At 46.9% G+C, this 14,322-nt stretch carries 9 protein-coding genes; 5 read left to right on the top strand and 4 right to left on the bottom strand.

The annotated features are described in order from the left end of the window. Positions 1-100: 100 nt before the first annotated feature. The 4 genes from DN748_RS05335 to DN748_RS05320 all read left to right on the top strand — a co-directional run bounded on the left by DN748_RS05335 (position 101) and on the right by DN748_RS05320 (position 10,096). The gene (locus tag DN748_RS05335; protein ID WP_112370733.1) at positions 101-4,192 is read left to right on the top strand and encodes a hybrid sensor histidine kinase/response regulator transcription factor; all 4,092 of its coding nucleotides are present in this window, start codon (positions 101-103) and stop codon (positions 4,190-4,192) included. Between the two features lie 161 nt (positions 4,193-4,353). After that, positions 4,354-7,533 carry a SusC/RagA family TonB-linked outer membrane protein gene (locus DN748_RS05330; RefSeq protein WP_112370732.1) on the top strand — a complete coding sequence of 1,060 codons (3,180 nt, stop codon included), beginning with the start codon at positions 4,354-4,356 and terminating at the stop codon, positions 7,531-7,533. Positions 7,534-7,543: 10 nt separating this feature from the next. After that, positions 7,544-9,133 (top strand): RagB/SusD family nutrient uptake outer membrane protein, encoded by a 1,590-nt coding sequence (locus DN748_RS05325; RefSeq protein WP_112370731.1) that lies wholly within the window; start codon positions 7,544-7,546, stop codon positions 9,131-9,133. A gap of 33 nt (positions 9,134-9,166) precedes the next feature. Then, entirely contained in the window at positions 9,167-10,096 is a 930-nt protein-coding gene (locus DN748_RS05320) for a DUF5017 domain-containing protein (protein ID WP_112370730.1), read from the top strand. Between the two features lie 207 nt (positions 10,097-10,303). On the opposite strand, the gene lgt is transcribed toward DN748_RS05320, so the two are convergent. Next, entirely contained in the window at positions 10,304-11,140 is an 837-nt protein-coding gene (gene lgt, locus DN748_RS05315) for a prolipoprotein diacylglyceryl transferase (RefSeq protein ID WP_112370729.1), read from the bottom strand. 385 nt (positions 11,141-11,525) lie between these two features. Between lgt and DN748_RS05310 the strand changes: the two genes are divergently transcribed. Then, positions 11,526-12,002, top strand: a complete 477-nt coding sequence (locus tag DN748_RS05310; RefSeq protein ID WP_112370728.1) for a hypothetical protein — start codon at positions 11,526-11,528, stop codon at positions 12,000-12,002. 458 nt (positions 12,003-12,460) lie between these two features. Here DN748_RS05310 and DN748_RS05300 read toward each other — a convergent pair whose 3' ends face one another. The 3 genes from DN748_RS05300 to DN748_RS05285 form a co-directional block, all read right to left on the bottom strand. Further along, positions 12,461-12,925 (bottom strand): PepSY-like domain-containing protein, encoded by a 465-nt coding sequence (locus DN748_RS05300; protein WP_112370727.1) that lies wholly within the window; start codon positions 12,923-12,925, stop codon positions 12,461-12,463. A gap of 20 nt (positions 12,926-12,945) precedes the next feature. Next, positions 12,946-13,398: a PepSY-like domain-containing protein gene (locus DN748_RS05295; RefSeq protein ID WP_112370726.1), complete on the bottom strand. Its 453-nt coding sequence runs from the start codon at positions 13,396-13,398 to the stop codon at positions 12,946-12,948. A gap of 217 nt (positions 13,399-13,615) precedes the next feature. After that, entirely contained in the window at positions 13,616-13,870 is a 255-nt protein-coding gene (locus DN748_RS05285; protein WP_112370724.1) for a hypothetical protein, read from the bottom strand. Between the last annotated feature and the right edge of the window lie 452 nt (positions 13,871-14,322).

Here is a 14,322-nt window from a genome sequence, read left to right as displayed (position 1 = left end):
TGATAATTTTATAAGCTGTTGAAAAAGATTTGGGACAAGTTCGGTTTTTGCAGGATGGGAAATGGACTTGAATACATGTTTTTAAAGATTGTTCGAAGAAATGAAATTGAAGCATATCGTATTACTCTTTGCATGCCTGGGGATGGTCTCCATCCTCTCCGGGCAGAAAAAAGATCACAAACAACTTAAGTTTAAGCACTTATCTCTTACGGAGGGCTTGTCTCAAAGCTCGGTGCTGTGTATCGGGCAGGACCGTAAGGGATTCCTGTGGTTCGGTACACGCGACGGACTTAATAAATACGACGGAAGAACATTCAGGACCTTCAGGCACAGCTCCCAGGATCCGGCAAGCCTGAGTCACAGCCTGGTCAAGGTTATTTATGAAGACCCTCATGCCGGTCTCTGGGTGGGAACTACCGATGGATTGAATAAATACATTCCCGAAACCAATACCTTTAAAAGATTCTACTTCGATCAGGGCACCTCAGGCTTCGGGGACAATGAGATATGGAGCATTGCCCAGGCAGATGAGGAACATCTCTGGATAGGGAGCAGCTCCGGGCTGAAGAAATTCAATACCCGTACGGGCCGTTTTGAGGATGAGATGCCGGGTACACGTGAAGCCCTGTTCCGGAACCCTACCAGGGCCCTGTTAAAGACCGGTGATAACCGGTTATGGATCAAAACTACAGAGAATATCGGGGTGTATGATGTAAGCAGTCGGCGCGTAAAATATTACGATTACCCGGATAATTCACAAAAAGAGCTCAATAAAAATAACCTGTCTGTGCTTTACGAAGACAACGAAAAAAACATATGGCTCGGATTTAAGAACGGTCTGGCCCTGCTGAACAAGGCAACAGACCGTTTTGAACTGTTTCACACCATTGGACCGGAAGGTCATCGTCATATTACCGAAGTGAGGAGTATCTGTGAAGATTACAGGGGAAATCTGTGGATAGGAACTTATAAGGGACTGTATGTATTGAATGATCACAAAGATATTCTATCTCATTATGTGCATGATGAAAATACCCCAACCAGTCTTGGGCAGAACTCGGTGTATGTGATCTTTGAAGATATAAAAAATGATATCTGGATAGGCACCTATGCCGGGGGAGTCAGCTATTACGACCGGAGTTATGATGTGTTCAGGCATTTTGCTTCCGGCACCAACAACAGGAAGCTGAATTACAATGTGGTCAGCGCCATCGTAGAGGATTCCGGCCAGAATTTATGGATCGGTACTGAGGGAGGGGGGATCAATGTCTATGACAGGGCTACGGGAACTTTTACCTATTATACTCACGACGGGGACGATGCGAATAGTTTAAGTGCCAATAATATAAAAGCCATGATCCGGGATCACAACGGCCATTTCTGGATAGGAACACATGACGGGGGGCTTAATTTTCTCGACCCTTCCGAAAAACCGTTTCGTTTTCATGTCTATAAAAATATCCCCGGCGACGAAAACAGCATAAGCGACAACAGGATCATCTCACTGCTGGAAGATCACGGGGGGAATATCTGGATCGGGACTTCAGGTAGCGGGGTCAATGTACTTGACAGGGCTTCCGGTGCCATTATCAGAATTCCGGAAACAGAAGACATCACCGGTAAAATAATATATACCATATCGCATACCCCGGATAAAAATATGCTGTTGATAGGAGGCAATAAGGGGTTGTGTGAGATCGATACCCGAACCCGGAAGGTCAAAGCGGTCAGCTACCGCGGAAACCGGGGCAATACACATGCTTCAAGGGCTGTACTTTGTGCCTACAAAGGGGAAAACGGCGATATCTGGATCGGAACCGAGGGAGACGGGTTGTACTGCTATGACCCTGCGACCATGACCTCCGTAAAGTACGGTACGGTAGAAGGGCTGCCCAACGATATCGTTTACGGAATAGTGCCGGATAAGGACAATAATATCTGGCTCAGTACCAATAGGGGTTTGTGCAGACTGGACCCGGAAACCCTGGAAATGGAGAATTTCGATGAGTTCGACGGTTTGCAGAGTAACGAATTCAACTTTGGAGCCTATCTCGGGAATACTGAGGGAGAACTGTTTTTCGGAGGGGTCAACGGACTTACGGTGTTCAACCCGGAAGATATCAGGAAGAACACCTTTGTGCCCCCGGTTTCCATCACATCGGTACAGGTAAATAACAAACCTTTTCTCAATGTTACCGATTCGGTACGGGAGATCAGGCTTAAATACAACCAGAATGTCATAAACCTGGATTTTATTGCCCTGAACTATTCGCAGCCGGGTAAAAACCAGTATGCCTATACGCTTGAAGGGTTTGATACGGACTGGAATTATGTAGGCAACAGGACCTCGGCAACCTATACCAACCTCGACGATGGTACGTATCTTTTTAAGGTGAAAGCCTCTAATAATGACGGGGTATGGAATGAAGCAGGGGCATCCATTGCCATAAAAGTACTTCCCGCACCGTGGTTTACCTGGTGGGCATACCTGGTTTATGCCCTGATCGCCGTGGGAGCAATATTCCAGGTCAGAAGATATGCCCTGGTACGTATCCGGGAGCGGAACGAACTCAAACAGGAACGCCTGGAGAAGGAGAGGATCGAGGAGGTAAACCGCATGAAACTCCAGCTGTTTACCAATATATCACATGATTTCCGGACCCCGCTTACCCTGATTATCGGGCCCCTGGAGCGTTTGCTGAAAAGGGAAAACACCGATCTCCACATCAGGAAGCAGCTTGAGGTGATGTACCGGAATGCCAGTGTGCTCATGGAACTGATCAACCAGTTGCTGGATTTCAGGAAGAACGAGTCCGGAAAATTGCACCTCCGGGCCTCGGAAAACAATATAGTACCTTTTGTACAGCACATTAAGCTGGCTTTTGACGAGCTGGCCGAAATAAAGGGAATTGCGTATACCTTTTCCACTACCGATGAAGATATCCGGGTGTGGTTTGATAAGACACAGCTCAAGAAAGTCATATTCAACCTGTTGTCCAATGCCTTTAAATTTACTCCGGACGGAGGCCGGATATCACTCAGGCTTTCTGCAACGACAAAAAAGACAAAAGAATATGTCAGAATAGAAGTAACGGATAACGGCAGGGGCATCCCGGAAAAGAATATCCGGTTTGTTTTTGACCGTTATTACCAGCTGGGCGATCATTCCGGTACCGGGATCGGGCTGGCGCTGACCAAGAACCTGGTAGAACTGCACCACGGGAAGATAAAGGTAAAGAGCAGGAAAAACGAAGGAAGCCGTTTCAGGATCATCTTGCCCCTGGGAAGAGAGCACCTGCGGGACGAGCAGATACAGACCGGCAATCTTCCGTCCGGTGCGGAAGATGCTTACAGGCGGGAGAGGTCGGTGTATATCGAGAAGGAAATCAGTACACTGGATATTGACGCAGATAAGAAGGCAGGAGAAGCAGACGGAGCGCTGGCTTCCGTATTGATCGTGGAAGATAATCCCGATGTAAGGGCTTTTATTACATCTGTATTTGCCGGGAAATACAACCTGCTTGAGGCCCCCGACGGGAAAAAGGCTGTTAAAATTGCCCAAAGTACCGATATAGACCTTATTATCAGTGATGTCATGATGCCTGAAATGGACGGTATGGAATTGTGCGATACGATCAAGTCCGATATCCGGACCAGTCATATTCCGGTTATTCTCCTTACGGCCAAAACATCGCAGGAATATCAGAAAGCCGGCTACCGGACCGGGGCCGATGCCTATATTACCAAACCGTTTGATGCCGATATCCTGGAGGTAAGGGTGGCAAACCTGCTTACCTCCAGGAAAAAACTCATCGAAAAGTTCAGGAAAGACCTTATTCTGCAACCTGCCGAACTCACCGTAACCTCGGCGGATGAGGTATTCCTTAAAAAGGCCATAGACCTCGTAGAAGACAATATCTCAAACACAGCGTTTACCATACAGGAATTTATCGGGGCCATGGGCATGAGCCGTTCCGTGCTCTATCGTAAGCTCAAGTCGCTTACCGGGCAGTCTACCTCGGAGTTTATCCGGACCATAAAGCTGAAGCGTGCGGCGCAACTTATGGAACAGACACAGATGACCATTGCCGAGATCGCTTTTGATCTCGGATTTAACGATATGAAGAATTTCAGGACATCATTCCAGAAACAGTTTAACAAACTTCCCTCGGAGTACCGGAATACCAAATAGTGTAATTTTCTTTCACGGCAGGAGGTATTCATGGGCAAAGGGCGATAAATGAACAGTTACCCACCTTTAAGTAAGCATATACCCCCCTCTTGTTGATCACGTGGATTTATAAGTTTACCATGAAGAATTCAATGACAATCGAAACTTAATTTATCACCAACATGAGAAACCAGTTTGAGCTGTTTTCAGCAAGATCAAAAAACAATACCTTATATATGGTGTTGTTGTTACTATCGGTATGTTGTGGTTTTTCTGCTCATGCCCAGGTAAAAACCGTAACGGGTACCATTACGGATGAGGTAGGCGCCCCGCTTCCGGGAGCCAATGTGCTCGAGAAGGGAACCCGGAACGGAGTAACTACCGATTTTGATGGCCGTTATTCCATAACTGTAACTCCCGGTTCTACGCTTGCCATAAGTTATATGGGGTATAAAACCTCGGAAGAGGTCGTAGGAGACCGGACAGAAATAAGTATCGGCCTGTCTCCCGATTTTCAGCAACTGGACGATGTTGTGGTCGTCGGGTATGGCACGGTAAAGAAAAAAGACCTTACCGGCTCCGTGGCTTCTGTAAAAATGGACCAGTTGAACGAGGCCCCGGTGGCAAATTTCGATCAGGCCCTGGCGGGCCGGGTCTCCGGAGTCCAGGTAGAATCGGGTAGCGGCGAGCCCGGTGCCGGTGCAAAAATTACCATCAGGGGAGGGAATACGGTAAACGGGGACAACTCCCCGCTCTATGTACTGGATGGTTTTATCGTCGAAAATTTTAATCCCGGTATCCTGAACCCCTCCGATATTCAAAGTATAGACATCCTGAAAGATGCTTCGGCAACAGCCATTTACGGGGCCCGGGGTGCCAATGGGGTTGTGCTGATCACCACCACCCAGGCTAAGTCGGGGAAAACTACGGTTTCTTATGAAACCCGGCTTGATATCAAAAATGTCGCCAGAAAGATCGATATACTTTCGGCATACGAGTTTGTAAAACTGTCTGATGAACTCAATCCGGCTTCTACCTCATTGCGGTTTTTTGTGGACGACGAGGGTACCGTTGTGGGAAATGCGGAGGATTACCGGAACTCCCCTACGGCCAACTGGCAGGACGATGCATTCAGGACAGCTTATTCCAAATTGCATACCGTAAAAATTGCAAGTGGTGGCGAGACCACCAAACTCGACGCCTCGGTCAACAGCCTGACCGACGAGGGAACTTTACTGCGTTCGGAATATAAAAAGATCAACGGAAGGCTGAATCTGCGGCACAAGATCAATGATAAGCTGGATATGACCCTCGGGGTGATCTATGCGAATACGGTATTGAGCGGACTGGATACGCAGGGAACCTCTTCCTATTCCTTCCTTAGAAATGTGATCACCTATACCCCGGTAGTCAATAAATTCAGGGATTACGGAGATTCCAATCCGTTGTACGGTATCAATATCGACGAATTCGATGTGAACAATATCTATAACTGGCATCCCATCGTATCGCTTGAAAACGAATACCGTAAAAGGGAGACCAATCAGTTTATTTCCAATTTATCCTTGCGTTACAAGATAAGCCCGGAGCTCACTTTCGAAGCCAGGGGAAGCTATAATAAGGATTCCCGGCAGACAGGTGTTTTTAATAACAGCAATACCGTTTACGGAAGGTTGATCAACCCGATCAATGGTATAAACGGAACGATGGATTATGTGAATTACATGACCCTGTCTACGGTAAACACATTGACCTACCGCAAGATATTTGACGATAAGCACGACATTAACCTTATGGTAGGCTACTCGCTGAACAGCAGAAAGAACAGCAGGACCTTTCTGCGGTCCATACAGATCCCACAGTATGCTGAAACCCTGGGCATCAATTCCCTGGACGAGGGTACCGCAGCCAGTACAGACGATATTAACGGCAGTTCCCGTTCCCGTATAGAGTCGTTGCTGGCCAGGTTTAACTATGCCTATAACAACAAATACCTGCTTACGGCTTCTATCCGGAGAGACGGGTCTTCGAATTTTGCACCCGGACATAATATCGGGTATTTCCCATCGCTGGCCGTATCGTGGAAGGCCGAAGAAGAAGAGTTTATAAAGAGCATAGACTTTATCTCCCAGTTAAAGCTCAAGGCCGGATACGGTAAAACCGGAAACGACCGTATTCCGGGCGATGCCCGGTTTGACCTCTATAATTCCGACCTGGCTTCCTATTTTATCGACGGGACCGAGGTGCTCGGGCAGCGGCCCACGTCTGCGGGGGCCAATCCCGATCTCGAATGGGAAACCACTTCCCAGTACAATGCAGGGATAGACCTGGGGCTTTTTGACGACAGGATATCACTGGCCGCAGAGCTCTACGAAAAAACTACGGACAAACTGCTGATCAATGCCGATACCCCCCCGTCATTAGGGATCAGTACGGTATGGAAAAACAGCGGAAGTGTCAGAAACCGCGGAATGGAATTCACATTGAGCACCGTAAACGTGTCGACCAAAAACTTTACCTGGACCACCAACTTTAATATTTCATTCAACCAGAACAAGGTGATGTGGCTGCCCGAAGGAAAACCCATTTTCGGGAACCCCAATTACTACTGGCGGTATGCCTCCAACCAGTTTATTGTAGAAGAAGGGAAGTCATTGGGGAATATGTTCGGTTACCTGTCGGACGGAGTATACCGGCCGGAAGATTTTGTAGATTACAATCCGGATGATGCCACCCATATTTTAAAGGCGGGAGTACCCGATTACGACGGGGGAAGCTCTGTCCGGCAGCCGGGGGATGAAAAGTACAGAGACCTGAACGGCGACGGAAAAATAACTTCAGACGACAAAACCGTCATAGGTAACGGATTGCCAAAACACTACGGAGGATTCGGGAATACGTTTACTTATAAGAATTTCCAGCTGAGCGCCTTTTTCCAGTGGTCTTATGGCAATGATGTGCTCAATGCCAACAGGCTTATTTTTGAAGAAATGGCATATCCCAGCCAGAACCAGTTTGCCACCGTGACAGACCGCTGGACACTTACCAACCAGGATACTGATATGTTCAGGTCTGGCGGACGGGGTTTTGAAGACGTATCCTCAAGAGTGGTGGAAGACGGGTCTTACCTCCGGTTGAAAACCGTAAACCTGTCGTACCTTTTTCCCAAAGAGATACTGGAAAAGCTGAGCCTTACCCGGCTTGAAGTATACATGGCGGCCCAGAACCTGATCACCTGGACCAACTACAGCGGCTTTGACCCCGAGGTTTCGGTAAACAGTTCCGCCATTATGCCGGGAGTAGACTATTCTTCATACCCGATAAACAAGACGGTAAGTTTTGGTTTGAACCTAACATTCTAAAAAAAGCATTATGAAAGCGAAAGTTTTATTACTCACCACCATATTCAGTTTGTTATTTATTCCGGGTTGCGATGATAAACTCGATATCCCGCCCCAGGACGGTATCGGGTCGGGAACACTGTACCAGAGCGAAGCCGGGGCCCTGGCAGGACTTATGGGGATATACAGCCGTATTGTAAGGGCATACCGGGAATCTGTGATCAATGCGATGTATCCTTCTGCCGGGACCGATGAGGCCTTTGAGAACCGCACAGAAAACCGATCTATCCTGGAAAACAGCTTTACCAGCAGCCAGGGAGATGTGCTCTCCGCATGGACCCTGCTGTACGAAGGTGTTAATGCTGCAAATGTCATGATGGTGGAATTACAGAACTCCGCCGCCCTGAGCGAATCGGTAAAAGAGGCCTATACTGCCGAGGCACGATTTGTAAGAGCTTATCTGTACTTTGATCTTCAGAAGAATTTCGGTGGGGTGGAAGGTATCCCGGTGCCCGACGAAACTACTTTAAAGCAGTTGCTTCCCAGAACAAAAGGGGTAGAGGTATACGACAAGATCATTGCCGACCTCGAATATGCCGAAGCCCATCTGCCGTCCATACAGGAGGCAACCCCCGGCCGGGCCAGCAAAGAAGCTGCACAGGCCCTGCTGGCCAGGGTATGCCTGTACAGGGCCGGGTCTCCTTTTACCAATGACGGCGATTATTATACCAAAGCCAGGGACTGGGCCAAAAAAGTAATGGATAACGAATATTTCGAACTGAATTCCAGCTATGAAGATGTGTTCAACAAACTGGCAAAGGAGGAATATGATACCAGGGAAGTCCTGTTCCAGATCGCCTTTTATTACGGTAACCAGGACCAGAACCAGTCCAGCAAACTCGGTTCGGCCATGGGAATGAAAGTGGATGATGAAGCCTGCCATAACAGGGGGTATGGGCTGGTCTCCGCAACCATAAGCCTGACCAGCGCTTACAGGAACGACCCCACCGATGAACGGGGGTTGTGGAATACCTCTCCCTTTTATATCCCGACCAATAATGATTGCGAGTTTGCCACGATGTTCAACCAGTTTCAGTATCCCGCTTCCAAATACCGCCGGTTACTGGAAGATGGAGGGACCGGAAGCTACGGTCCGCATCATTGGCCGGTGGTCCGGTTTTCTGATGTGTTGCTGATGTATGCCGAAGCAGAGAATGAACTGAACCCCGGATCTGAACTGGCCCTTAATGCCGTAAACGAGGTGAGGGAGCGTGCTCATGCCACACCCCTGGAAACCATCAGCAAGGAACTCATACAGGAAGAGAGAAGACTGGAACTGTGTTTTGAAGGGTTCAGGCGATACGACCTGATCCGGTGGGGGATCTTTCAGGAAAAGGTAGACGAGACCATGGCGGCCATGCAGGCGGCCGACAATTCTGAAAATACCGACTGGCCCCTGTACGGTACAGGCGACCCGGAAAGCCGCACCAACAGCCTGAACGGGCTCAATTACTATTTCGATGCCTACAATAATTATGAAGACAATAAACACCAGCTGCTCCCCATCCCGGAACAGGAGATCGGGGCCAACGATCTGATAAAACAAAATCCGAACTGGTAACATGCAGGAAAATCATCCGAAAAAACCAAAACAATGAAAAAGTTTATACAGATAGCAATATATCTCTTCGTGCTAACCTTTTGGGTTCAGGGCTGTGAAGATATGGAAGAGGTAGAAACTCCCCGCTTTACCGTAACCCCTTCCGCTTTTGAGGTCAAGGCAGGCGAACCGGTTGTCTTTACCGTGGATCACACTCCCGATTTCCTGAAGTTCTATTCCGGCGAATTCGGGCACCAGTACGAACACAAAGACAGGACCAATGCCGAGGGTACGGTGACCATGTCTTTTGAAAACTCCCAGAAATGGGGACTGGGTTCCAATGCCACCGGGACACTTACGGTATGGTATTCCGGGGACTACGACGGTTCGGGCACGGCAGAAGCCGTAAACCATGCCACATGGACAGAGATCACCGACAGGTTCGATATTTCCACACGGTATGATTTTGAGTTTCAAAGCTCCGGTGTGGTTGATATTACCGATCTGGCCGATGGCAATACCATATATTTCGGATTCCGGTACTTTTCAGATAATATCCAGGACCGTGGGGCCGAGTGGTATTTTAACGATCTGCTGATAGAAACGGACGTGGAAGGGGCACCCGCCCCCCTGACTATAGCTACGGAAGAGACTCCGGGTTTTCTGCCTGTTGATGTACAGGGCATTGTAGAAGCCTGGAATGGGGCGAAATGGTACTGGGATTCAGGTAATGGCTATTGGAGAATGAGAGGGAACAGTGATAATATAGTCAATGAAGACTGGCTGATCACGAGGCCCCTGAATCTTACGGCCGTATCGCCGGATACCGGGGAAGACCTGAAAAACTATTCCACTGCGTTAAGTTCTTTTGAACATACTTATACCCAGCCAGGTACGTATACCGTAACCCTGGTAGGAAATAACACTACGGTGTACGGGCATAAGGAAAAAATGCAGGAATTTACCATAACCGTTACCGAATAGTACTTTTCCCGTCCCATATCGTTAAACGGTTATTAACTGAGATATTACAATGTACTCACGGCACTGTACATCAGGTGATACAGGGATTACATTTTACAATTTGAGTTAGTTTGTTATGTGAAGCAAAGCACAGACTCTGTTTCGGGTTACACCCCGGTTTTACGGAGTTTGTCTTTGCTTTTTTATAATATAAACCCTTCGTCACAGCTATGCTGCTGATGTAAAATTCCTGTTTTTCGGTCGCCAGACCATAAACAGCACCCCGGCAATTATAAAAGGGATGCTCAGGATCTGCCCCATATTCAGGGTCATCTGATCTTCAAAACCTACCTGGTTTTCCTTAAAAAACTCGATGATAAACCTCGCTGAAAATAAAAGGATAAGAAAAAGCCCGAACAGTTGCCCGTTTCGGACTGTAATCTTCCGGGAATGATATACGGCATACAGCACTATGAAGATAAAAAGATAAGAGAATGCCTCGTAAAGTTGTGTGGGATGCCTGGGGATCATATCATCCTGCACAAAGACTACCCCCCAATTCCCGTTCGTGGGTTTCCCGTAGATTTCTGAATTCATAAAGTTGCCCAACCGTATAAATGCCCCGGCCACAGGAATGGCAATGGCCACTTTGTCCAGGACCCATAGCAGGTTTGCCTTGTGTTTCCTGCAATATATAATGATGGCGGTCAGCACACCGATCGCTCCCCCGTGACTGGCCAGGCCCTGGTAGCCGATAAATCTGTAGGAACCGTCTACATTCTGGATCGGCAGGAACATTTCCAGCGGATGGCTCAGGAAATAATCGGGCTGGTAAAACAGGCAATGTCCCAGCCTTGCCCCTGCAAGTGTTCCTATAATAATATAGGACAATAAGCTGTCCAGTTTTTCTACGGGGATATTTTCCTTTTTATAAATGTTCCTGACGATATAAAATCCCGTAATGATACCGGCGACAAACAGTAACCCGTAATACTTTATGGGAAATGTTTCTGTCAGCTGGAATATAACGGGATCGACATTCCAGTATATAAGGTGATCATTCATGGTGTCCTTTCCGGATTACAATGGATATAAACCATATTCATAATACCTGCAAACTTAAGATATTGTTTATAACATCGGTTATATGAAAATGAAAAATCACCTTGAAAATGGTAATGATAGCGGATATTTTATTGTATTTTATGCTATATACAGCAGGTTAAAAATATTATTGGGATCTCTTGAATGTAGCAAAGTGTCATAAACTGGAATGGTCTTTGATAATATCCGTGAAAACAAATAATGATTTCCGGAAACCCGGGCTTCAGATCTCAAAAAACAATCGTTAGTTTGTAAACGAAGAGATGGCAGAAAGTCGGGAGTCCGAAGCCGGAAGTTTGATCTCAAACTACCAACTACGAACTAAGAACTAAAAACTAATAAACTAATGAAACAATATATTTCCGCCTTAATGGCCTGCCTGATCACGTCGGGTTTGCTGGCACAGACCTATAAACTCGAAGAGATCTTTTCGGAGAATACCACGGAAACCTATATGTCGCATTACAGGCTGGTCGAGGGAGATGACCCCGATGAGACTTTTGCCCTGTGGGGGTACCAGCGCCATTATGACGACTGGGATAGCGGGGCGTACGAAGTAGAATATTTTAAGGGTACTGCACGCGAATTTTACGGGTTTATCACTGCAGTAGCCGATTTTGCCGATAAATACAAGGCGGAAGACCAGGTACTTACCCATATCTCCGGGGTAAAAGTAAAAACCGTGAGCAAGGCACTGGCGCGAAAGACACTCGTCTTTGATACCGAACAGAAGGTGGCCTGTGTGTATAACCACCGCCAATGGGCAAAAATACGGGACAGGTTTGTCCGGTATGCCGAAAAACACAATATTGTTTACGAGTAAACAGGTCGCGGGCAGCCCTGCCCCCGTTTTTGTAAAGCCGGTCATACCCAGTCCGGAAGCTCAGTTATTGGGTTACTCAGTTATTTAGTCAACACGCAATAACTTAGTAACCTAATAATCCAATAACCTAATAACTAATAACCACGGCAATTCCATCGTCTTTTTAAACCTCCGGACTTGCTGGCCGCAGTGGTTTAGTTGACCTCTACAATAAAATCCGCTTTTGGAGTCCTGACTTTTTTCATATTTACCCGCCAGTCGTTGTCTGCGTCCCTGTAGCCCGGGGCGAATGGTGCTCCTGAGTCGGTATTTTTTCAGTTCCGGGAGCCTGGTTTTCAGGCAGTGAAATTAGTCATTATTTAGTGCTTACCGGGCAAAAATGTTGCCACGGATACGCATATACCGGTATATGCGTATCCGTGGCAGGAGAGGTTTGAGTATTAATTCCGGAAAGGGAATTAATTGGCGGTCCGTATAAAATTACCATCCGTATCAAACAGCAGGTCTGTATTATTGGAGAGGTCTACCTCATAGCCGCTTACCTCCTTATCGATCCCCTCGATAAATACCGGTGAAGGATAGTGTTCCCGGGTATAGGCCAGTATGGCTTCCGGTACCAGGCCATCCGGTACCTGCCGGTTATTGCCGTCTATATCGGTCCAGTTACCGTCGGCGTCGAGGTCTATTTCAAAGCCGTTGCTCAGGCTCACTTCATACAGGGTGCCATCGGCATCAGCCCTGTTTTTCAGTTCCACACGGGTTACGGTTGCCCCCTCGAAGTAGGTTGCAAGCAGGGCCGTACCCGCCTCAGGAAGGTCACCGGTATCGATGATGAGGTCGTTATTGTCGTCATCATTACTGCAGGCTATGAAGGCACATACCATTCCTATTATGGCCATTCCTTTTAAAAAGTGCTGTTTCATCAGTGTGAAATTATTTGTATTTAATCGTCAATCCTTAAAAAATCCCCGTCCAGGGTAAATTCCAGGTCGAGGTCGTTGGCGAGTTCTACCTCGTATTTTGTAGTACCCTTCTCTATCTTGTTTACGGCCTGGGTAGGGAAGTTCTGTTTTACGTAAGCAGCGATCTTTTCGGGGATCAGGGCTTCCGGTATGGTATTGTGGTTCCCGTCGATCTCTTTCCAGTTCCCCTTACCGTCGAATTCCAGCTTCATGGCATTGTCCAGCAGTACCTCGTAATCGGTTTTGACCAGGTAGTCTACATCTTTTACTACCTGAATCACTTTCTGCTCCTTAAAATTGGCCTGCAGGAATTCCCGGGCAGGTTGGGGCAGTTCCGATTTCGGGATTACCGTTTCCTGTGCTCCGGCTTGTGCGGTAAACAATAAAGTGGCCACAACAGCCAGTAGTCCGAATACATTTTTTTTGAGTTTCATAATATCTGCTTTTTAAATTACAGTACAAAACTGAGACATGAATTGGGAAAGAAATGGGAATGGAGTTTTTTAGTTCTTAGTTGGTAGTTCTTAGTCTGGGCATGGTTCTTAATTCTTGGTTTTATTATCAGAACCACGAACCATCGGTAGTTTGCAAACGACGAAATGGTTGGGAGTCGGAAGCCCAGGCTTCGGGCTTCCGGCTTCTGACCGTTTTTCATCGTTTTCTGAGCTTTTTAAAAACACTTTCCCAGGAATAATAATGCCGTTCGTTCAGTGTAAAATAAGTAATCTGCCCGGAATAGTGCAGGTAGTTCAGCATCTCACTGTTTATCCCGAAGATCCGTATGATATCCGGGCCGTCGAGCACAATGATCTCTTCCGGAATTTCGGGGTGCAGCTTTTTCAGTTCTTCGAAGATCTCCTCGAGAGGATGGTTTAAGAAATAATCTGTTTGTAGTTTATTTTTCATGGTTGTTTGATTTTTAGGTAGGTAAATATAGGAAAAATACTATGAAATAAAAATAGATGTATTATATATCTTCCTGATAAACATGTTATAGCACGTTTTACGCAACCTATTCAGGAGTTCAGCGAACATTGCTTCGTTACCGATAAAGGGAAGCGGGTACAACTGAATATCGCCGATTCGGGGGATAATATCCTGTATGAATATTGGGGATTAATATTTTCAGTTGGTTTTTCCTGGAATATGGAGCCGGTCCTGCTATTGGCATATTGCCCGATATCATGTATTCTGACCGGGAATATTCCGGATATTGATATTTTTTCCTGTTCAGCAATATTTGCAACTTCACAACATGTCCTTCCTCCAAAAGAATTCCCTGAAAACACCGGCAAAATAACAGTCCGAAAAACCCGTATAATGATTAATCTGTTGACTTTCAGTATGTAATAACCGGT

Source organism: Sinomicrobium soli, assembly GCF_003285545.1.
GTDB lineage: Bacteria > Bacteroidota > Bacteroidia > Flavobacteriales > Flavobacteriaceae > Sinomicrobium.
The sequence above is the reverse complement of the archived record's forward strand: the minus strand, read 5'-3'. Positions and strand labels throughout refer to the sequence as shown.

Excerpts from the sequence above, each read along its gene's own strand:
- DN748_RS05335 (WP_112370733.1), top strand. The coding sequence starts at position 101 with ATGAAATTGAAGCATATCGTATTACTCTTTGCATGCCTGGGGATGGTC.
- DN748_RS05330 (WP_112370732.1), top strand. The coding sequence starts at position 4,354 with ATGAGAAACCAGTTTGAGCTGTTTTCAGCAAGATCAAAAAACAATACC.
- DN748_RS05325 (WP_112370731.1), top strand. The coding sequence starts at position 7,544 with ATGAAAGCGAAAGTTTTATTACTCACCACCATATTCAGTTTGTTATTT.
- DN748_RS05320 (WP_112370730.1), top strand. The coding sequence starts at position 9,167 with ATGAAAAAGTTTATACAGATAGCAATATATCTCTTCGTGCTAACCTTT.
- lgt (WP_112370729.1), bottom strand. The coding sequence starts at position 11,140 with ATGAATGATCACCTTATATACTGGAATGTCGATCCCGTTATATTCCAG.
- DN748_RS05310 (WP_112370728.1), top strand. The coding sequence starts at position 11,526 with ATGAAACAATATATTTCCGCCTTAATGGCCTGCCTGATCACGTCGGGT.
- DN748_RS05300 (WP_112370727.1), bottom strand. The coding sequence starts at position 12,925 with ATGAAACAGCACTTTTTAAAAGGAATGGCCATAATAGGAATGGTATGT.
- DN748_RS05295 (WP_112370726.1), bottom strand. The coding sequence starts at position 13,398 with ATGAAACTCAAAAAAAATGTATTCGGACTACTGGCTGTTGTGGCCACT.
- DN748_RS05285 (WP_112370724.1), bottom strand. The coding sequence starts at position 13,870 with ATGAAAAATAAACTACAAACAGATTATTTCTTAAACCATCCTCTCGAG.